This window comes from Oceanobacter kriegii DSM 6294 (genome assembly GCF_000422845.1).
Taxonomy (GTDB): domain Bacteria; phylum Pseudomonadota; class Gammaproteobacteria; order Pseudomonadales; family Oceanobacteraceae; genus Oceanobacter; species Oceanobacter kriegii.
The window spans coordinates 63,187-82,536 of the sequence record NZ_AUGV01000020.1; the positions used below are offsets into that span (position 1 = coordinate 63,187).

Annotated in this window: 19 protein-coding genes; 2 read left to right on the top strand and 17 right to left on the bottom strand. The window is 56.0% G+C overall.

Annotated elements, in window-relative coordinates; genetic code table 11:
- Window positions 1-66: 66 nt before the first annotated feature.
- The 16 genes from G516_RS0111390 to G516_RS22135 all read right to left on the bottom strand — a co-directional run bounded on the left by G516_RS0111390 (window position 67) and on the right by G516_RS22135 (window position 16,492).
- Window positions 67-825 carry a cytochrome c1 gene (locus G516_RS0111390; protein WP_028293770.1) on the bottom strand — a complete coding sequence of 253 codons (759 nt, stop codon included), beginning with the start codon at window positions 823-825 and terminating at the stop codon, window positions 67-69.
- Window positions 825-2,051 (bottom strand): cytochrome b, encoded by a 1,227-nt coding sequence (locus tag G516_RS0111395; protein ID WP_028293771.1) that lies wholly within the window; start codon window positions 2,049-2,051, stop codon window positions 825-827. The genes G516_RS0111390 and G516_RS0111395 overlap by 1 nt, the downstream gene beginning before the upstream one ends.
- Window positions 2,051-2,647 (bottom strand): ubiquinol-cytochrome c reductase iron-sulfur subunit, encoded by a 597-nt coding sequence (gene petA / locus G516_RS0111400; protein ID WP_028293772.1) that lies wholly within the window; start codon window positions 2,645-2,647, stop codon window positions 2,051-2,053. The genes G516_RS0111395 and petA overlap by 1 nt, the downstream gene beginning before the upstream one ends.
- 234 nt (window positions 2,648-2,881) lie before the next feature.
- Window positions 2,882-3,274, bottom strand: coding sequence for a 30S ribosomal protein S9 (gene rpsI / locus G516_RS0111405; RefSeq protein WP_028293773.1), 393 nt, complete (start codon window positions 3,272-3,274; stop codon window positions 2,882-2,884).
- A 2-nt stretch (window positions 3,275-3,276) separates the two neighbouring features.
- Entirely contained in the window at window positions 3,277-3,711 is a 435-nt protein-coding gene (gene rplM / locus G516_RS0111410) for a 50S ribosomal protein L13 (RefSeq protein ID WP_028293774.1), read from the bottom strand.
- 423 nt (window positions 3,712-4,134) lie between these two features.
- Entirely contained in the window at window positions 4,135-4,446 is a 312-nt protein-coding gene (locus tag G516_RS0111415; protein WP_028293775.1) for a hypothetical protein, read from the bottom strand.
- A gap of 102 nt (window positions 4,447-4,548) precedes the next feature.
- A complete protein-coding gene (locus G516_RS0111420; protein WP_028293776.1) occupies window positions 4,549-6,135 on the bottom strand; it encodes a peptide chain release factor 3 in 1,587 nt (528 codons plus the stop codon).
- A gap of 186 nt (window positions 6,136-6,321) precedes the next feature.
- The gene (locus tag G516_RS0111430) at window positions 6,322-7,800 is read right to left on the bottom strand and encodes a TolC family protein (protein ID WP_028293777.1); all 1,479 of its coding nucleotides are present in this window, start codon (window positions 7,798-7,800) and stop codon (window positions 6,322-6,324) included.
- Window positions 7,800-9,749, bottom strand: coding sequence for a MacB family efflux pump subunit (locus G516_RS0111435; protein ID WP_036536060.1), 1,950 nt, complete (start codon window positions 9,747-9,749; stop codon window positions 7,800-7,802). The genes G516_RS0111430 and G516_RS0111435 overlap by 1 nt, the downstream gene beginning before the upstream one ends.
- Before the next feature lie 10 nt (window positions 9,750-9,759).
- Window positions 9,760-10,974 (bottom strand): efflux RND transporter periplasmic adaptor subunit, encoded by a 1,215-nt coding sequence (locus tag G516_RS0111440; RefSeq protein ID WP_051219316.1) that lies wholly within the window; start codon window positions 10,972-10,974, stop codon window positions 9,760-9,762.
- On the bottom strand, window positions 10,971-11,450 hold the full coding sequence (locus tag G516_RS0111445) for a hypothetical protein (RefSeq protein WP_028293780.1): 480 nt from the start codon (window positions 11,448-11,450) through the stop codon (window positions 10,971-10,973). The genes G516_RS0111440 and G516_RS0111445 overlap by 4 nt, the downstream gene beginning before the upstream one ends.
- Window positions 11,451-11,676: 226 nt before the next feature.
- Window positions 11,677-13,773 carry a TonB-dependent receptor domain-containing protein gene (locus G516_RS0111450; RefSeq protein WP_028293781.1) on the bottom strand — a complete coding sequence of 699 codons (2,097 nt, stop codon included), beginning with the start codon at window positions 13,771-13,773 and terminating at the stop codon, window positions 11,677-11,679.
- 190 nt (window positions 13,774-13,963) lie between these two features.
- Window positions 13,964-14,890 carry a TonB family protein gene (locus G516_RS0111455; protein WP_028293782.1) on the bottom strand — a complete coding sequence of 309 codons (927 nt, stop codon included), beginning with the start codon at window positions 14,888-14,890 and terminating at the stop codon, window positions 13,964-13,966.
- Window positions 14,890-15,294 (bottom strand): ExbD/TolR family protein, encoded by a 405-nt coding sequence (locus G516_RS0111460; protein WP_028293783.1) that lies wholly within the window; start codon window positions 15,292-15,294, stop codon window positions 14,890-14,892. The genes G516_RS0111455 and G516_RS0111460 overlap by 1 nt, the downstream gene beginning before the upstream one ends.
- Window positions 15,287-15,778: an ExbD/TolR family protein gene (locus G516_RS24975; protein WP_036536061.1), complete on the bottom strand. Its 492-nt coding sequence runs from the start codon at window positions 15,776-15,778 to the stop codon at window positions 15,287-15,289. Before G516_RS24975 ends, G516_RS0111460 begins: the two co-directional genes overlap by 8 nt.
- A gap of 9 nt (window positions 15,779-15,787) precedes the next feature.
- Complete coding sequence (locus tag G516_RS22135) at window positions 15,788-16,492, bottom strand: MotA/TolQ/ExbB proton channel family protein (RefSeq protein ID WP_245582660.1); 705 nt, start codon at window positions 16,490-16,492, stop codon at window positions 15,788-15,790.
- A 122-nt stretch (window positions 16,493-16,614) separates the two neighbouring features.
- Here G516_RS22135 and G516_RS0111475 point away from each other — a divergent pair, with 122 nt between their 5' ends.
- Window positions 16,615-17,478 (top strand): MurR/RpiR family transcriptional regulator, encoded by an 864-nt coding sequence (locus G516_RS0111475; protein ID WP_028293784.1) that lies wholly within the window; start codon window positions 16,615-16,617, stop codon window positions 17,476-17,478.
- On the opposite strand, the gene G516_RS22140 is transcribed toward G516_RS0111475, so the two are convergent.
- Entirely contained in the window at window positions 17,445-18,380 is a 936-nt protein-coding gene (locus G516_RS22140) for a response regulator transcription factor (protein WP_169449530.1), read from the bottom strand. The genes G516_RS0111475 and G516_RS22140 overlap by 34 nt on opposite strands.
- Before the next feature lie 305 nt (window positions 18,381-18,685).
- On the opposite strand from G516_RS22140, the gene grxB reads away from it, so the two are divergent.
- Window positions 18,686-19,345 (top strand): glutaredoxin 2, encoded by a 660-nt coding sequence (grxB, locus tag G516_RS0111485; protein ID WP_028293785.1) that lies wholly within the window; start codon window positions 18,686-18,688, stop codon window positions 19,343-19,345.
- Window positions 19,346-19,350: the final 5 nt, after the last annotated feature.

Here is a 19,350-nt window from a genome sequence, read left to right on the forward strand (position 1 = left end):
ATTATCTAAAAACAAAGATAGCCCGGCCGCAGAACGGCCAGGCTAACTTCGGGAAGTGAACAGCGATTATTTGATATCGCGCCACATTTCCTTGTTCAGCAGGTATACCGGTACGAAGAAAATCGCCAGGAACAACAATACCCACCAACCCAGGCGTTCACGCTCTACAGCGATCGGCTCGGCTACATAGGTCATGAAGTTTACCAGATCGAAGACCAAATCGTCGTATTCTTCTGCTGTCAGTGTGCCTTCTTCTGCAATATACAGCGTATGTTCCTGCTCTTCCGTGATCGGTTGACCAGTCAGAGTGTCATAGCCGACAGTCACATCCGCGGTACCCAGCTTCTGGACACCTTGCAAATCAGCCAGAACATGCGGCATACCCACGTCCTTGAAGACCACATTGTTAACGCCCCATGGACGGCTCGGGTCTTCATAGAAGCTGCGCAGGTAGGTGTACAACCAGTCCGGACGGCGCACACGGGCAACCAGTGTCAGGTCTGGCGGCGTGGCACCGAACCAACGCTTGGAGTCTTCCTGCTGCATGCCGATGGTGGCCAGATCACCGAACTTCTTGTCGGTATCGAACACCAGGTGTTCCATCATCATGGCTTCCGGAATGTCCAGATCCTTGGCGATGCGGTTATAACGCGCATGTTCAAGAGAGTGACATCCCATGCAATAGTTCATGAACGTCTGGGCACCACGTTGCAGCGATGCCTTGTCGGTCAAGTCGGTACGGTGCTCGTCCAGTGGGACGCCAGCACCGGCTGCGATTGCCAGAGACGGCAATACGGCAGCGATCAATGCGAAAATCTTTTTCATTAGTGGCCCCCTGTTACGCGCTCTGGAACTGGCTTGGTCTTTTCCATTCGGGTGTAGAACGGCATACCGATGAAGAAACCGAAGTAGATCACGGACGCAACCTGAGCAACCAGGGTCAGTGTTTCGGTCGCTGGCTGGGTACCCAACCAGGTCAGCAGTACGAAGTTAATACCGAAGATGACCAGGTAGATCTTGCTGATCCAACCTTTGTAACGCCAGCTACGAACAGGGCTGCGATCCAGCCACGGCAGCACAAACAGAACCGCAATCGCGCCGCCCATGGCGGCCACACCCAGCAGCTTGTCCGGTACCGCACGCAAGATGGCGTAGAACGCACCGAAGTACCAAACCGGGGCAATGTGTTCCGGAGTTTTCAAACCGTTGGCCGGTTCAAAGTTGGCGTATTCCAGCATGAAACCGCCGCCTTCCGGGAAGAAGAACAGTACGGTACAGAACACCATCAGGAATACCACGATACCCACCATGTCGTGCACGGTGTAGTAAGGGTGGAACGGTACGCCGTCCAGCGGCTTGCCGTTTTCGTCTTTCAGTTTCTTGATGTCGACGCCGTCCGGGTTGTTGGAACCCACTTCGTGCAGCGCCAGCAGGTGAACCACCACCAGCATCACGATCACCAGCGGTACCGCAATCACATGCAGGGCAAAGAAGCGGTTCAGGGTGGCACCGGAAATCAGGAAGTCACCACGAATCCATTCGGTCAGCAGGTCGCCATATGGCAATACCGAGAACAGCGAGATAATTACCTGCGCACCCCAGTAGGACATCTGACCCCATGGCAGTACGTAGCCCATAAAGGCTTCGGCCATCAGTGCCAGGTAGATCAACATGCCGAAAATCCAGATCAACTCGCGTGGCTTCTGGTACGATCCGTACAACAGCGCCCGCATCATGTGCAGGTACACAGCAATAAAGAAGAAGGTCGCGCCGGTGGAGTGCATGTAGCGAATCAGCCAACCCCATTCCACATCACGCATGATGTATTCAACGGAAGCAAACGCGGCTTCGGCACTTGGCGTAAACTGCATGGTCAGCCAGATACCGGTCAGGATCTGGTTCGCTAGCATCAGCATCGACAGTACGCCGAAGAAGTACCAGAAGTTGAAGTTCTTCGGAGCATAGTACTTCGACATATGCTTTTCGTAGGTCTGGGTAACCGGCAGGCGGTCATCAATCCAGCCCATGAGGGAATTCTTGTTGTTGCTCATCAGGCGGTCTCCTCGTCTACACCAACAATGACGACGTTATCGTCTTCGTACATGTATGGTGGAATCACCAGGTTGTCTGAAGCGGGGGAGCCGCTGAAAACACGGCCAGACAGGTCGAAACGCGAGCCATGACAAGGGCAAAACCAACCGCCCTGCCAGTTAGGATCGAACGGCTCCGGTTTCACTTCCGGGTGATATTTAGGGGCACAGCCCAGGTGTGTGCACACACCCAGAACAACGATCAGCTCAGGTTTGCGGGAACGGTATACGTTGTCAGCATAGTCAGGTTGTTGTTCCTTGTTGGCGTTGTCCGGATCCTTCAAACGACCGGCCAAACCTTCCAACTTACCCAGCATTTCATCGGTGCGGCGAGCAACATATACCGGCTTACCGCGCCATTCTGCGGTTACCATAGCGCCCGCGCCTACCTTGCTGACGTCGATTTTTGCTGGAGCGCCGGCAGCTTTCGCTTTCTCACTTGGCATCCAGGAACCAACGAAGGGCACAGCAAGAAAGCCAGCACCAACCGCGCCGACAGCTGAGGTCGCGCCCACCAATAGGGTGCGGCGACCTTTATTAACGCCGTCTTGACTCATCACGATTTCTCCCATCTTTTAATATTCTTTTTCTGCCGCGAGGTCTTTACCAACCTGTTGAGAGACACAGAGTTCGGACCACCGCACAGATTGCAGAGCGGCGCCCATAGTAATGGAATTATAGTTGGCTAAACAACCATCAAGAGGTAGCAGACGGGGGGTGCAAAGGCATAAAAAAAGCGTCCATTGACATAGGCCAAGGGACGCTTCTTTTTGTAGCGATAATAAGAAATATTAACGCTTGGAGAACTGTGGCTTCTTACGTGCTTTACGCAGACCAACTTTCTTACGCTCAACTTCACGAGCATCACGAGTAACGTAACCCGCAGCGCGCAGAGATGGACGCAGAGTCTCATCGTATTGCATCAGAGCACGGGTGATACCGTGACGGATAGCACCAGCCTGGCCATTACCGCCGCCACCGCAAACATTTACGATAACGTCGAATTTTTCCAGGCTTTCAGTCAGTTCCAGAGGCTGACGCACAACCATACGAGCAGTTTCACGGCCGAAGTATTCGTCCAGGGAACGCTTGTTGATGGTGATAGAACCAGTACCCGGGCGCAAGAAAACGCGAGCGGTAGAAGTCTTACGACGACCAGTACCGTAGTATTGAGTTACGGCCATGATTATTCTCCCAGCTTCAGTTCTTGAGGCTGCTGCGCCGCATGTGGGTGCTCGCTACCTGCGTAAACTTTCATTTTCTTGAACATGGCACGACCCAAAGGATTCTTTGGCAGCATGCCTTTTACCGCGAACTCGATTACGTCCTGAGGCTTGTAGTCGATCAGCTTTTCAAAGTTGATAGACTTCAGGCCACCTGGGTAACCAGTGTGACGGTAGTACATCTTGTCACTGGCTTTCTTGCCGGTAACTTTGATTTTTTCTGCGTTGATAACAACGATGTAATCGCCGGTATCTACGTGAGGAGTGTATTCTGGCTTGTGCTTGCCTCTCAAACGGCGAGCCACTTCGGTAGCCAGGCGACCCAGCGTCTGATCAGCTGCATCAACTACAAACCACTCACGTTTTACGGCTTCGGGTTTTGCGCTGTAAGTTTTCATCAAATTCTCGCCTTTAAGGGCATGTTGATCAGAAAAGAGGGCGGCATTCTACAGGACGGTAATTACACACGCAACTGCTTGTGCAATTTTAGTGCAACAGTGCGCTGTTAATCCGGTGCGTTACCCATTGGTAACAGAATGTGCCGCGTTTTCATATTTTCATAACGGGGCGCAAATACTACACCAAGGATTTACCTTTGTCCTGTTTATTTCAGATTAATTTCGAAAGAAGTCATATAACGCCAAACAAGCCAACCCACAGCCTTTCAATACGCCGAACATGACCACCGCAAAGCGCGGTTGAATAACGCTCTGATGAAAGAGCGTCGAAGGGACGGAACAGAGGCTCAAGCTGATCGCTGAGCGCCCTGCCCCAGACAAACCGAGCGGAAACGAACCCGAACAGCGGAACAAAAGCCGCTGTCAGTAGTGCTCCGGTTCGTGCATCCGCTGCAAGCCGAAAATCAGCGACAACAAACCGGTCATCACGTCGATCAGAATCGCCAGCGCCATCAGGGTGGCGGTTTCGTCGTTCTGGTCAAAACCGGCCAGCTGACCAACGTAGAAACTGGTGGCACTGACCGCAAACGAGAACAGCACGCAGCCAATCAGCAAATAGCCTTTGGCGTCGTCCATCATCATCTGCTCGTCCAGCACCCGGCGCTGCAACAGCACGTACATTCCCAGGCACAGCGCCGCCGTGGCGCAGATACCGACAATAAAAAAGCTCAACATAGGCAAACTCCTTCTTTTATAGCGTTACAGAAAGAAGCCTAGTTGAGCTTTTGGCGCTTGCCAGCCCGGGCCGGACTGGCAGCAAGTCAGAACGCCGCCGAATCAGTGCTCGCGGGTGGCGCGGAACTGAATGTCTGGCCAGCGTTCTTCGGTCAGGCTCAGGTTTACGCGCGTTGGCGCAATGTAGGTCAGGTGACCACCACCGTCGATGGCGAGGTTCTCACCGCCCTTGCGACGGAATTCTTCCAGCTTGCGCTCGTCGTCACAGTACACCCAACGGGCGGTCGCCACGCTGACAGGTTCGTACTGACATTCCACCTTGTATTCGTCACGCAGACGCTGCTGTACCACGTCAAACTGCAGCACACCCACCGCCCCCAGAATCAGGTCGTTATTGTTCAGTGGCATAAACAGCTGGGTAGCCCCTTCTTCCGACAACTGCTGCAAGCCTTTCTGCAGCTGCTTCATCTTCAGTGGGTCTTTCAGGCGCACACGCTTGAACAGTTCTGGCGCAAAGTGCGGAATACCGGTGAACTGCAAATCTTCGCCCTGGGTGAAGGTATCGCCAATCTGAATGGTGCCGTGGTTGTGCAAACCAATGATGTCACCGGAGATCGCCTCTTCTACCGCCGAGCGGTCGCCCGCCAGGAAGGTCACCGCGTCGGCAATCTTGATGTCCTTGCCGATGCGGGTGTGTTTCATCTTCATGCCCTTGGTGTAGGAGCCTGAACACACACGCATAAAGGCAATGCGGTCGCGGTGTTTCGGGTCCATGTTCGCCTGGATCTTGAAGATAAAACCGCTGAATTTCTCTTCTGTCGGTGGAACCTCACGCTCCTTGGTCTGACGGGCAATCGGTGCCGGTGCCCACTCAACGAAGTAGTTGAGCATTTCACGCACGCCGAAGTTGGCCAATGCCGTACCGAAGAACACTGGCGTCAGTTCGCCGCGCAGGTATTCGTCGAGGTCGAACTCGTGGCTGGCTGCCTGTACCAGTTCGATTTCTTCCTGCACGTCATCGATCAGGCTCTGGCCCAGCAGCTCGATGGCTTCCGGGGAATCCAGACCCTTGATCTGGATGTCGTCCGGCACCACGCTGGCCTGGCCCTGCTTGAACACGTGAATGATATCGGTGCGCAGGTCGTAGATGCCCTTGAAGGCCTTACCCATGCCAATCGGCCAGGTCACTGGCGCACATTTGATTTTCAGGACGGTTTCGATCTCGTCCATCACTTCAATGTGGTCACGGACTTCACGGTCCATCTTGTTGATGAAGGTGAAGATCGGGGTGTCACGCAGACGACATACGTCCATCAGCTTGATGGTACGGTCTTCTACACCCTTGGCGCCGTCAATCACCATCAACACGGAGTCAACCGCGGTCAGGGTACGGTAAGTATCTTCCGAGAAGTCTTCGTGTCCGGGGGTGTCCAGCAGGTTCACCATGCGCTCACGGTAAGGGAACTGCATCACCGAGGTGGTGATGGAGATACCACGGTCCTGCTCCATCTGCATCCAGTCGGAGGTTGCCATACGGCCGGTTTTCTTGCCCTTTACGGTACCGGCGAGCTGGATCGCATTCCCGAACAGCAACAGCTTTTCGGTGATGGTGGTTTTACCCGCATCCGGGTGGGAAATAATGCCGAACGTACGACGACGCTGGACTTCGTTCTGGAATTGACTGGCCATTCGATCGCTTTGTCTTGGGAATTCGCTACGTCAACTCACCGCGCGCTGGCGCAGTGAGCAGAATTTGGCCGCTATTCTCGCTGATTCCGCGTCGATTCGCCACGGAACGCAGCAATAATTGAAAAACAGTCAGCAACCGCCAGCAGCAAAACCACCAGCGGCACTGACATATTTACCGCCAATGGATTATCTGGCGGTCGATTGCGGCGCCATGCCCAGCGCGCCGTACAACTCAATCAGGGCTTGCAGATTGGTCAGTCGTTGACTGGCCAAAGAGTCCACCGCGCTGATGTAGCTGCGCTGGGAACTGAGCAGGTCGTCGAAGTCACTTTCACCGGTCTCCCACAACAAACGCGCCACATCCAGCAGATGGTCGTTATTGCTGAGGGTCTCTTCCGCCAGTTCGGTACGTCGATGTTCAACATCGACGCCGTCGAGGGCTTCCAGCACTTCCTGCATGGCGCTGATCACGGTTTCCCGGTACTGAACCCGTGCCAGCTCCTTGTTCACTTCGGCGCTTTCAATGGCTGCGCTGGTCGCACCGCCATCAAACAGCGTCATCGACAGCGACTGCCCCAGCGAGAAGCTCCAGTCGACCAGATTGAGCAAATCCTGTGGCGACAACGAGGCGCTCAAGCTCAGACTGGGCCAACGGTCTGCTTCGGCTAAATAGACACTCTGATGGCGCTGCTGCAAGGTCACTTCGGCAGCCAGAATATCCGGCCGCTGTTTCAGTAATTGCGCTGGCTGCACCCGGGCAATGGCCGGGATCTGGATGTCTTCAAAGCGTTCGGTGTACAGCTCTGCCGGTACGCTCAGATCGGCTCGGCCCAGCAGCACCGCCAGCGCCCGCTCGTTGGTCACGACCGTTTGCTCCAGCGACATGATGCTGCGCTCCAGCGACAATGTGGTGTTGCGCTGGCTGGCCACCGCGACACCGGACTCACTGCCGGCTTCGTAACGAATCTGCACCAAATCTTCCAGCTCACGGCTGGCCTTGAGGTTCTGACGCGCCAGATCCAGTCGCTGACGACTGGACAGCCATTGCAGGTACTGTTTAACCAAACCGGTTTGCAGGGTGATGCGAGCGCTGGCCAGATCGAGCTGAGCCGCGACTACATCCAGTTCAGCCTGATCGATCTGGGTAGCCCGACGGCCCCACAAATCAACGCTGTAGCTGGCCGACAGGCTGAGGCTGCTGCCACTGTTCCAGACACCGCTGTTGTCGCCGTCAAGGCTGGTTCTCTGGCTGGTCGATGCCTTGGCGCTGACGCTCGGCCAGGAGCCAGACTGCTCCGACTCCAACGCAATTTGTGCCTGCTGCAAACGCAACAGCGCTTGCTGTAACGTCAGGTTGTCGATTTCGGCGTCCTGCATGATGCGGTTCAGACCCGGCGAACCCAGCTGCGCCCACCATTGCGGGTCCAGATCACCGGCATTTTGCAGGCGCGCTTGCTGGGCGGCAGTCAATTGCGGCACGTCGATGTCGGTTGCCGCAGCATCCAGAGCCGACGGCCCGGCACAGCCTGCCAACAGCAAGGAGGCCGTCATGGCGACCAACAAACTGGCAGAGCGTAGGCCTTGGTGTTGTCTCTGCTGGTGTTGCCCCAAGGTATTCACAGGTGTTGAGTGAACAGATTCCATCACAGTGTTGTTACCTTCCATTAATCTTCTGCCAGAGCGTCAATCGGGTTCAGTCGGGATGCCTTACGTGCCGGAGCGTGACCAAACACCAGCCCCACCAGCACCGCAGACACAAACGCCATGACCGGCGGCGTCAGCGAATAGGCAATGGCAATGTTCATCTGGCCGATGATGAACGCCACGGTACCGCCCAACACCAGTCCAACCACGCCACCAAGACAGCACACCACCAAGGCTTCAATGTTGAATTGCTGCAGGATGTCCCCCGGTTTGGCACCCGTCGCAATGCGCAAGCCGATTTCACGGCGGCGCTCGGACACAGACACCAGCATGATGTTCATCACCCCAATGCCCCCCACGAACAGGGAAATGGCGGCCACTGAGCCCAGCAACCAGGTCAGGGTGTCCTGGGTTTCAGTGATGGCTTCAATCAGCGAGGCGGTATTGCGAACGGTGAAGTCTTCCGCGCCATGCCGCTGGGTCAACACCTGGGTAACCAACGCTTCGGCTTCTTCAATCTCGTCGGTATCTTCAATGCTGACGGTGATCGAGCTGAGGTATTCACGACCAAAGATACGCACCATGCCAGTGGTCAGCGGGATCAGGATTTCCTCATCCATGTCCTCGCCACCGGCTGCGCCCTTGGCTTCCAGAACCCCCACCACCTGAAAGATGCCGTTCGACAAAAAGACGTACTGACCAATCGGGTTTTCGCCATTCACAAACAGTTGATCGACAATGGTCTGGCCGATCACCACCACCGGAGCCAGTGAGCTCATGTCGTCTTCGGTAAAGAAGGTGCCCTGCGACATGCTCCAGTCTTTAACCACCAGATAATCCGGCGTAATAGCGCGGGCACGACCGCGAAAGTCTCGGCTGCCAAAACGCACCGTGGCACGGGTGTTGCGCTCCGGTGCTGCGGCTTCAATGCCCGGCAGTTTCGCCAGTGCCTCGGCATCTTCCACCGACAGCGTAGCGGTATCCCCGGAGTTACGGTTGTTACCGCCCCCCGGCCGAATCAGCAGCAAATTGGTCCCCATCGATTCAATTCGTTGCAGCACCTGCTGTTTACCGCCTTCGCCAATCGCCATCATGGCGACCACCGCCGCCACGCCAATAACAATGCCGAGTAAGGTCAGCAAGGTACGGAACCAGTTGTTCTTCAATGACTGCAACGCCGTGCCAATCGACACCAGCGCACTGACCGAACGGAACGGTTTCAGGGGTGCCGGAGTAGCCTTGGGCGCATCGGCAGAGCTTGTCTGCCCTTTGCCATCGGCCGAATCCGACTGGATCTTGCCGTCGTGAATGTGAATCTGCCGTTTGGCATGCTCGGCCACTTCGGCATCGTGGGTAATCAGGATGACGGTCACGCCCTCTTCGTTCAGCTGCTTGAGCATGTCCAGCACCTGAACACCCGTTGCACTGTCCAGTGCGCCGGTCGGTTCGTCCGCCAGAATCACCTCAGCGCCATTGATCATGGCCCGGGCGATCGATACCCGTTGCTGCTGGCCGCCCGACATTTCCGACGGCGTGTGATGCATGCGCACGCCCACGCCGAGCTTGTCCAGCAGCTCAGCCGCACGCTGCTCGCGTTGCTCTTTCGGCGTATGGGCATACACCGCCGGCAAGGCAACGTTTTCCTGAGCAGTCAGGTTGGCTAACAGCTGATAGCGCTGAAACACAAAACCAAAGGTTTTCAGACGCAAGGCGGCCAGTTGGTCGGGGGTTAAATCCGCCACGTCGTGGCCATTCACCTTGTATTCGCCGCCGGTCGGCCGATCCAGACAGCCGAGAATGTTCATCAGGGTCGACTTGCCGGAACCGGATTGCCCCATCACGGCGACAAACTCGCCGTGTTCAATGGTCAGGCTGACGCCATCCAGCGCTTTGACGGTTTCATCACCGGTCTGGTAATGGCGCGAGACATCCCGCAAGGCAATCAGGGTCTGGCGGTCGCTGTTGTTCATTGCAGCACCATCAGTCACGACGTTTGCCCCCGCCAAAGCCTGGTGGACGCTCGTTGCCGCCCGTCATGCTGCGAGCCTGAGTTTCACCATCAGAGGTTTTTTGCTTGCTGCCGGCAATAAGCTGCGCGCCTTCCTGCAAGCCGGAAACGATTTCGACATGGGTACGGCTTCGCACGCCGGTTTCAACCGGCATGCGCTCGCGTTGACCATTCACAGCCACCTTGGCAAAGCTGCCACGGGGGGTAGAAACCACCGCGGCAACCGGGGCCACCAGCACATCTTCGGCGTGGTTTTCAACAAAGAACACCTTGGTGCTCATGGAATCCATCAAACCGCCATCGCTGTTTTCAACGTCCACCAGCACCTGATACAGCACCACGTCGTTGACCACGTTCGGGGTTGGCAGAATCTGGCGCAGGGTCGACCAGCGGTAATCTTTCGGCTTGCCCAAGGTGGCGAATTTCACATCCATACCCCGGCTCAGACGTGGCACATCGGCTTCGGAGACTTCTGCTCGCAGGGTCATCACCGACAGGTCAGAAATCTGCAACACGGTTGGCGCGCTGTTGGTGGCGTTCAGCGTTTGGCCTTCGCGTACGGCAATGCTGGCGACGGTGCCATCAATCGGGGCCACAATACGGGTGTAACCCAGTGATACCTTGTCGGCTTGCAGCGAGGCTTCGTCAGCCTTGATGGTCGCCAGCAGAGCGTCGATCTTGGCCTTGAGGATTTTCACTTCGGTGCGGCTGGCCACCAGCGTATCCAGGCTGATCGCCTTGCGGGTATAGAGGTTTTCATTACGCTTGAGGCGCATTTCATCCAGGTCCAGCTGGGCTTCCTGCTGAGCCAACTGAGCACGTTTGTTGTCCAGACTGGCTTCAGCCGTTTGCACGTTCAGCTCAAACACGGAGGCGTCAATTTCCGCCAGCAACTGGCCCTTGGTGACCACATCGCCTTCTTCAATCAACAGACGCTTTACCTGACCCGATACCTGAGCACCGACTTCCACGTAGTTTTTCGGCTCCAGCGTACCAGTAGCCGCCACACTCTCTTCAATGTCGCCGTAGGCCAGCGGTTCAATCAGCCAATTGTCGGCTTCGGTGCCGGAGTCCGACCAGATGACGTAACCAGCGGCGGCCGGTGAACCCAGAATAATCAGCCACAACAGCACGGCCAGCCAACGCTTGCCCTTGCCTGATGATGCCGGTGAAGAAGTGGTGCTCATTCGGATGCTCCTTGTTGTTGTTCACGCTTGCGGCGTGGTGCTTCCGGGTTGTCAGAATGTGATTCGCTTGTTGTCTCTGTGCCAGCATCCGGCTTGCCACGTCGACCGCCTTCCGGCCGCTCGCCATCACCGCGTGGGCCACGAGCTTCGCCGTCACCGCGAGGGCTACGAGCTTCTCCGTCACCGCGAGGGCCGCGAGCTTCTCCCTCACCACGAGGACCGCGAGCTGCGCTACTGCCAGCCTCCACCGCTGCACTGTCAGGCGATTTGGAAGCAGCCTGTTTGGACTGCGCCGCTTGGGCAGAAGTCGCTTTAGAAGAAGTCGCTTTAGAAGAAGTCGATTGAGCAGAAGCTGGTTGGGCAAAAGTAGATGTCGAACGGTCGTTACCGGTCGTGGGTGCCGCAGAAGTAAACCACCATACCGACGTGGCACTGGCTGCAGCACTGATACAGGCCGCAAGAACGAGGCGTTTCATAACTGGATTCCTGAAGAAGTCCGATGGCGAACGGCAATCATGCTCAACTACCATCAGGTCATCGCCCGGATGCGAGCGAATAGCAATAATAACAATTATCAGTTCTTGCAGGTTAAGAAGCGGATAAGACCTTTTAAAAAAGTTCCCTCTTCAAAATACTTTTTTATAGAAAAACACCCCGATGGCAGAAGCCAGCGGGGTGTTATCAGAAACCTTCAAACAGCTGTCAGAAGGTGTATTCCAGCGTCAGCTTGATGTTACGACCAGGCTGGTAAGTCGTGGTGTCTTCAATGCTGCCATCTTCTGCTTCAAGGCTAGAGATATAGCGTTTGGCAAATTGGGTATTGAAGGCATTTTCAACACGCAACTGGGCCAGGAAATGCTCATCCACTTGCCATGAAGCAAACAGGTCGTAGATGGTGTAAGCCTCACGAGTACGATCTACGCCACGCTCAACATATTCACGCTGACTGCGGTGGGAAACATCCACACCCACACGGGAAGCGCCGTCCATCAAATAACCACCCAGCGAGAAGTTGATGCTGGCCGGGCTGATAGAAGGCAGCTTCATGCCCTTGCTATCTCCAGAGGCGTATTCACCTTCAATGTTCTGGGCACTCAGAGCCGAGAAGATACGGTCATTGGTGTAGTTCATGGAGTATTCAAAGCCACTGATTTTGGCCTTGTCGATGTTCTGGTACTGGGTAATGGTCACCGCGGTATCCGTGCCATCAACATCCATGGTGCGAACTTCACCGGTTTCCGCCGACGCAATGTAATCCTGCGCCCGCGTAGCAATGTAGCCCGCCTGGAAGTTCAGCTGGTCATTGCTGGTGAGCAGGCCTTCGCGGTCGAAACGCACACCGGCTTCCCAGCTGTTGCTGGTTTCGCCTTTGAGCTCGTAGTTGGCTTCGCGATAGGTGCAGGAACGACGGCCACAGCTTGGCTCGTCACTGGAACGAGCTTCAAAGGTAGAAGGCGTACGGAAACCCTTGCCCACCACACCGTATACCGCCAGCCCCTCTGCCATGGTGCCTTCAAACGGCTTGAAGTTGGCCGCCAGTTTTGGCGACACAGCTGTTTCTTCAATAGCCGGATTCTGGGCATAGTGATTGAGGAAGCTGTCATAGCGCACGCTACCAATCACTTCCAACGACTCACCAATCGCGATGGTGTCGCTGATGTAAGCGCCCCACTGATTGCGCTGGGCATCATCGCCGTATGCGGTTTCCACTTCGTCGGTAGTAATGTCTACGCCGTAACGAACCGAGTGAGTGATGTCATCGCTCTGGAAAAACAGGCTGACGTTTTCCACTTCAGCGTATTTGGTTTCCACACCCCAGCGGGTCCAGGCATCGGCACTGCCTTCCAGACGACGGCGACGCTCGGTGGTGCTTTCGCTGTAACGCACGTTCAAATCCAGATACTGATTGTCCGCCGCGGCATTGCTGTACTGCACAGTGAAGTTGTCGTCACGCACGTGGGTGTCATTGGCATCACCATAGGCACCGCTGCCCGTAGTCGTCCGTGCAGTGTAGTGCTTGCGCATCAGGTTAGCCGACAACTCCAGACGCTGGTCTTCGTCCGGCGTGGCGACCATCTTGAACAGGCCGTTCTTGTCTTCGGTGCCAGTGGCACCTTGCAAGGCCTTGTTGCCCTCAGCGTCCTTGTATTCACCGGTGTTACGGCGCAGCAAGGTGGCCGATAGCGCAAACTGGTCGTTGAAAGACTTCGCCATATCCGCCGAGACATAACGGGACGGCGCATTGGTTTCGATGCCCGCACGCACAGCCGCACCCCAGTCTTCACCGGCCTTGATGATGTCTTCCGGGTCCTTGGTTTCCAGCAGTACCACGCCCCCCAGCGAGCCACTGCCATACACGTTGGACGAAACACCCGGAACCACAGTAATGGCCTTGTACATGTCAGGTTCCAGCCAAACCGTACCGGCACCGCCATGGCGTACCTGGTTGAAGTTTTTCGGCGCGCCTTCTACTCGTACGCTGACCTGATCCTGGGTAAAGCCACGGATGTAAATCAGACTGCCTTGCTGACCGCCTTCTTCATCCACCTGCACACTGGTGGTTTTACGCATGGCATCTGCAAAGGTAGTGGCTTGTTGGGCCTTGATGTAATCGGCAGAAATCTTCTGGGCGCCTTCAGCAGCGCCGATGCGCTGACCTTCCGCCGATTGGTATTTATCCGCTTCGGCGGCGTTGGCCGTTACGGTAGAGGTTGGCAATGCCTCGTCAGCCATGGCTGAAACAGACACACAGACACCGCTGGCAATGGCGACCGCCATAGCAAGGGAATTCAGTTTCATGGGTTCTACTCCGATAGGTTATTCCACCGGTCTGAGCCGGTTTTTCATTCAATTCGGTTCCGGGACCCTCTGAATGACTCTGTGCCTTGTTCTTGCCACCTGCGGGACTCGCACACGACTGCATGAATGCAAGAGGTAGGGCAAGCCGAGAGCAGTGCAGAGTTATTCAGAGGGGCCCCGCTTGGCAGGCTTACGCCTGCTTATCCAGGTTGTATTCCAGTGAAATCGTCATGGTTGCTGGCAGCTTGTTGTGTATGCCTTCCGTGGGTTCCGGGAGCCTCAGCTCACTGAACAGGTCCTGCGCACTGCGATTCAGACGCTTGCTTTTACTTTTGCGAATCAGCTCAAAATGGCCAATACGGCCATCGCGCTGAACGCGAAATCGGACTTTCACCACGCCTTCTTCCCGGCGCAGACGGGCTTGTTTGGGATAGCTCTGACGGGCGTTGATGGTTTGAAACACTGTCTGTTTATAGTCATTCCAGGCCGTTTGTTGAGCCTGATCACCGTCATTGCCAACCTGCCCTGCGCGAGCGCCTCCAGCCTGCTGGCGGGCGGCGACTGACGGCCGGCTTTGTTGTGACGTTGGCGTCACACGCTGCGGCTGAGGAGCTGGCTGCTCTGCGAGTTCAGGAAGTGTTTGTTTTGGCTCTGCACTGTCTTTCACTGCAACTTCTTTCACTGCAACTTCTGTCACGGCAGCATCTGGCACGACAGTGTCGGCTATGGGTGTTGGCTCGACAGGCTCTGGCTTCGTTTCAGGCTCAGACCTGGTGTCAGTGTATTCTTTGGGTTGCTTGTCGTGTTTTTCCGCAACGGCCTGCGGTTCAGCACGTGTTACCACGGCTACGGGCTCATTTTTGGGGGCAGCAGGCGTTTTAACAGCAGGGGCGACAGGAGTTGTTACTGCTGCAGCAACTGGCTCAGGCACAGAAACCGCAGCCAACACCGGCAGTTGCAGCAATACCGACTGGCTGGCATCACCGCCCCGCCCTTGCAGCGCAGATACGTCGGATTCACCAACCAGCTGCTCGTCTACAGGCCACAGCGCAAACGCCAGACCGGCGTGAGCCGCCAGTGCAATTCCGATAGCCAGCAACTTGTCAGAGAGGCGCATCAGCGAACCTCCTTGCTGATCAGCAGCACCTGCTCAACACCCTGACCATTCAGCCAACGTATGGCCGCTCGCAGATGCATACCGCGCAACTGGCGGTCGGCCATCAGCTCAATCCGTTCACCTTGCAGGCTGATGGATGCAGAAAGCCGTTCAGGCTCTGCAAAATCGATGAGCACCAGGCCTTCGCTATTCCGCAACTCACCATTGTGGTGTAACGCCAGGGTAACGGACTCAGCGACAGTCTGACGCACATCACCCGCATCATCAGCCAGCTCGATGCCCTGTGGCGATTGGCCAGAGAATTGACCGGCCACCATGAAGAAAATCAGTAGCAGAAACACCACGTTAATCAGCGGCAGCACCGGCTCAATTGCCGGGCGATTGGATACTGGCACCTCAATCATCGCTGGCCACCTGCTCGCTTGTGGTTGGCGTAGCATCAGGTGACTCCAACACCAGCTGAACCTGTGGATAACGACCTTCCAATGCCGATCGCAGCGTCAGAATATCGGTCAGAACGGCCTCGTCGTGAAAGGCCATCACAAGGCCATTCCCCGCCGCTAGCGCACGGGCAACGTCGGGCACACTGGACAGCTCAGCAACCAGAGTTTCACAGCCTGCTGTCCTAGTGGTTTGACCCACACGCAACTGACACAGACTCGTCGCGTCATCACTGATGGCCGCCAACAGCGACACCACCACCGGCAGCTGATCACTACTCTCCACTACTGCCGCACCGGATTCATGAGTCACCAACTCTCGCTGTTGCAACTTCTGGAACTGCACCACCAGCATAAAAAACACCAGCAAGATAAAGACGATATCAATGAGCGGCGTCAGCCCTATCCCTGGCTTGCGCGATGCAGATACTGGAATGGCGGCACCCATGGAACTGCCTCAGCTCGCGTTGGCCTTGAACGCTGGCAGCTCCGCCAGCAACTGGTTCAGGCACAAACGGCCCGCTTCGAATCGACGGTCGAATACATGCCACGCGGTCAGAGCTGGCAATGCCACAACCAGGCCCGCTGCCGTGGTCAGCAACGCCTGCCAGATACCACCGGACAACTGCGCAGGGTCAACCTGACTGCCCGCCGCCTGCAGGGCCTGGAACGCTTCGATCATGCCAATCACCGTGCCCAGCAGTCCGGCCAAAGGTGCCGCTGCTGCAACCACTTCTAACACCCTCATACCAGCCCGCTGACGATCCAGCAGCAAAGCAGCGTAGGCCACCAGACGAGATTCATCATAGGCAGGCAAGGTTTCTGCAAAGCGCATCAGCGCAGCCGGCACAGTCGAAGAAGCTGATGCAGCTGAAAAGGGATTCTGCTGTTGGCGTAGCTGCTGCAGCTGTTGATCGTTGGTGGACAGCCCCGCACGCAATAACGCAAGACCTACGTAGGCCATCGCAGCCAGAGACAACACAGACATGAATGACAGCAGCCAAAGCACCCAGCCGCTGGCCGAGAAGAAAAGTTCCTGAAACATAATGCAAATGAGAACAACTATTAGTTGCGGCAAATAATACAAACAAATGAGAAGTGTTTTCAAATATTGATTTGTATCAATTGCAATAACGAGGAAGATATGAGCCATAAACCCCATGGACGGCCAGCCCACCCTCAAAGCGGGGTGACTTGCCCAGCAGGGCCGCTTCTGGGTATATTCGGCGGTTCGAGGTAGTAAAATAACCACACAATACGCAATACCCGTGGCAGAGAGGCTGTATGAGCTTACTGGATCAAATAGGCGAACGACTGGACAGCCTGAACAAGTCTGAACGCAAGGTTGCAGACGTTATTCTGAACGACCCCAAGGCGGCGACCCGCATGAGCATTTCGGCGTTGGCCAGTGCGTCTTTGGTAAGTGAGCCGACGGTTAACCGCTTTTGTCGTAACTTTGATACCTCCGGCTTCCCCGATTTCAAAATCCAGCTGGCCCAAAGCCTGGCCACCGGTACGCCGTATGTCAGCCGTAATGTGGATGCCGACGACGATGCCGAGGAATACACCGACAAGATTTTCACCTCGACCATTGCCGCAATGGACAATGCCCGCAAGAAAATTGATGTCGGCGCGGTAGAGAAAGCCGTCGATTTTCTGATTCAGGCCAAACAGATTTCGTTCTTCGGGCTGGGCGCATCAGGCCCGGTGGCGATGGATGCCCAGCACAAGTTTTTCCGCTTTAACCTGCCGGTGATGTCGTACGATGACGTACTGATGATGCGTATGGTGGCCGCTGCCGCTCATACCGGTGATGTGATTGTGGCGATTTCCTACACCGGCCGCACCCGCGACATGGTGGAAATTGCCAAGATCGCCCGCGCCAACGGCGCGACGGTGATTGGTCTGACTGCCAATGATTCGCCACTGGCAAATGTGTGCAGCGTACACCTGTCGTTCCCAACACCAGAAGACACTGACCACTACATGCCAATGACGTCCCGCATTGTGCAGCTGATTATTCTGGATGTGCTGGCAACCGGCGTAACCCTGCGTCGCGGTTCCGATTTCCAGCACCATTTGAAGAAGATCAAGGACAGTCTGAAAGACACCCGCTACGCCGATGGCGAAGACGACGCGACAGCGTAGCCCTGCCATTGACGATCCACCAGCGCCAGCAACCTGTGTTGTGCAGAGGGCTGCGCTGGTACCGCTGAATGTGCCACCACAGTGGACTCTTCCAACCCGTCCAGCTGACTTTCACCCTGGCTTATGCCACCAGGATTCAGAGCATCCCGCCCCTGAACATCCGCCGCCAGCACATAACCCTGGCCCCGCACGGTTTTGATCAACTGCGAACGACCACAACCAGGTTGTTGTGGCTCAGGTGCAGAAGCCGCCAATCGCCGCCGCAGTCGACTGATTTGCACATCGATAAACCGATCCATTGGTAAATTTCCGCGCCCACGGGTCATGTTGGCAATGGTTTCGCGGCTGACAACCTGACCCTTACTGTCCAGCAGCAGCATCAACAGCTGGTATTCACCACCCGACAGCTCCACCAGCTGGCCCTGCGGATTCAATAAATGACGCGCCACGGTATCCAGACAATAGCCGTCAAAACACAGGAAACGTGGTGTGCCAGGAGTCTCTTCGGTGTGATCTTCAGAGGTAAAGGAACGTCCCGCAGTACGATGGAACCTGCGTAACATGGCCCGGCAACGGGCCACCAGCTCGCGAGGATTCAGCGGTTTGCTGAGGTATTCATCAGCACCGGCCTCCAGCATTTGCAGACGAAGTTCTTCCGGGCTGTCGCCATCGCTCAATACAACCACGGGAAGGTCACTGTGCTGGCGCAGTGTCAGCAGTTGCGGCAAGGACACATTCGCCAGCACCAGCATGTCCGCCTTGGGACAGCAATCCGGCGAAGACAGCACCGCCATACTGGCGACACTGTGAACATCAAAACCAGCCGTTTCCAGATAGGCCTGCAACAGCAGTCGCATGCTGGCATCCGGCTCCAGCAACAAAAGACGTGGGCATTCAGACATACGCATTTCCGCCATCAGGTCGGTGCTTTTTTATTCTCCGGCCACTCCCCAAAGCAGCCTGTTGCGGCAGTGTAACCGCCCACATCGCCCGAGCCTGATACCCTAATGACCAAAGATTCATCAAACCGCACAGCTGGCTGCAAGCAACTACAACCCGGTCCAGCCCAACCTGACCCACCCCACAAAACAATGCTTTGTTGCAGAGGCCCGACTGTTCAGCCTCGCCACCACTCTGCATACTGGCGTCTAACCGGTATTCGGAAAAACTACTCCCTGACTTATCTATGCCCCTGAAAGGAAGCCCGATGAAGCTGTATCAGTATCACCATTGCCCTTTTTGCGTTCGCGCCGACATGGTGGCCAACTACAAACAGGTTGAGCACGAAAAGGTGTTTCTGGCCAACGACGACGAGCCGACCTGCTTTGATTTGATCGGCGCCAAGATGGTGCCGATTCTGGAATTGGACGACGGCACCGCGATGGCCGAAAGCCTCGATGTGTGTGCCCGTTTTGATGAACTGGGAGACCCTGCTGCGGTGATTCTGGACGCCCGTCCGGAGCAGGAACAGGCCGCCATGGCCTTGCTGGATGGCGTGCGCAAATCCATTCGTTGCCTGCTGTTCCCGCGCAACATCAACCTCGGGTTGCCGGAGTTTGCCAGTCAGGCATCGCGGGATTACTTCCAGAACAAGAAAGAAGCCATCATCGAACAGACGTTCGAACAGGCATTGGCAGACACCGAACACCATAAGGCCATGGTGGAAACCACACTGGCGCAGCTACCGGCTCTGAGCCTGCCAGCCGACCACCAGCAGCAGATCAGCTGGAGCGACGTGATCATTTACCCGACGCTGCGCAACCTGACCATGGTGAAAGACCTGAACATTCCGCCAGCGGTGATGACCTACCTGCAACAAGTTGCCAGCGTGACCAATACCCACCTGTATCTGGACCACGCCATCTAACGCTC

Bases quoted from the DNA above. Each gene is read 5' to 3' on its own strand.
- G516_RS0111390 (WP_028293770.1), bottom strand. From the start codon at position 825: ATGAAAAAGATTTTCGCATTGATCGCTGCCGTATTGCCGTCTCTGGCA.
- G516_RS0111395 (WP_028293771.1), bottom strand. From the start codon at position 2,051: ATGAGCAACAACAAGAATTCCCTCATGGGCTGGATTGATGACCGCCTG.
- petA (WP_028293772.1), bottom strand. From the start codon at position 2,647: ATGAGTCAAGACGGCGTTAATAAAGGTCGCCGCACCCTATTGGTGGGC.
- rpsI (WP_028293773.1), bottom strand. From the start codon at position 3,274: ATGGCCGTAACTCAATACTACGGTACTGGTCGTCGTAAGACTTCTACC.
- rplM (WP_028293774.1), bottom strand. From the start codon at position 3,711: ATGAAAACTTACAGCGCAAAACCCGAAGCCGTAAAACGTGAGTGGTTT.
- G516_RS0111415 (WP_028293775.1), bottom strand. From the start codon at position 4,446: ATGTTGAGCTTTTTTATTGTCGGTATCTGCGCCACGGCGGCGCTGTGC.
- G516_RS0111420 (WP_028293776.1), bottom strand. From the start codon at position 6,135: ATGGCCAGTCAATTCCAGAACGAAGTCCAGCGTCGTCGTACGTTCGGC.
- G516_RS0111430 (WP_028293777.1), bottom strand. From the start codon at position 7,800: ATGGAAGGTAACAACACTGTGATGGAATCTGTTCACTCAACACCTGTG.
- G516_RS0111435 (WP_036536060.1), bottom strand. From the start codon at position 9,749: ATGAACAACAGCGACCGCCAGACCCTGATTGCCTTGCGGGATGTCTCG.
- G516_RS0111440 (WP_051219316.1), bottom strand. From the start codon at position 10,974: ATGAGCACCACTTCTTCACCGGCATCATCAGGCAAGGGCAAGCGTTGG.
- G516_RS0111445 (WP_028293780.1), bottom strand. From the start codon at position 11,450: ATGAAACGCCTCGTTCTTGCGGCCTGTATCAGTGCTGCAGCCAGTGCC.
- G516_RS0111450 (WP_028293781.1), bottom strand. From the start codon at position 13,773: ATGAAACTGAATTCCCTTGCTATGGCGGTCGCCATTGCCAGCGGTGTC.
- G516_RS0111455 (WP_028293782.1), bottom strand. From the start codon at position 14,890: ATGCGCCTCTCTGACAAGTTGCTGGCTATCGGAATTGCACTGGCGGCT.
- G516_RS0111460 (WP_028293783.1), bottom strand. From the start codon at position 15,294: ATGATTGAGGTGCCAGTATCCAATCGCCCGGCAATTGAGCCGGTGCTG.
- G516_RS24975 (WP_036536061.1), bottom strand. From the start codon at position 15,778: ATGGGTGCCGCCATTCCAGTATCTGCATCGCGCAAGCCAGGGATAGGG.
- G516_RS22135 (WP_245582660.1), bottom strand. From the start codon at position 16,492: ATGGGGTTTATGGCTCATATCTTCCTCGTTATTGCAATTGATACAAAT.
- G516_RS0111475 (WP_028293784.1), top strand. From the start codon at position 16,615: ATGAGCTTACTGGATCAAATAGGCGAACGACTGGACAGCCTGAACAAG.
- G516_RS22140 (WP_169449530.1), bottom strand. From the start codon at position 18,380: ATGTCTGAATGCCCACGTCTTTTGTTGCTGGAGCCGGATGCCAGCATG.
- grxB (WP_028293785.1), top strand. From the start codon at position 18,686: ATGAAGCTGTATCAGTATCACCATTGCCCTTTTTGCGTTCGCGCCGAC.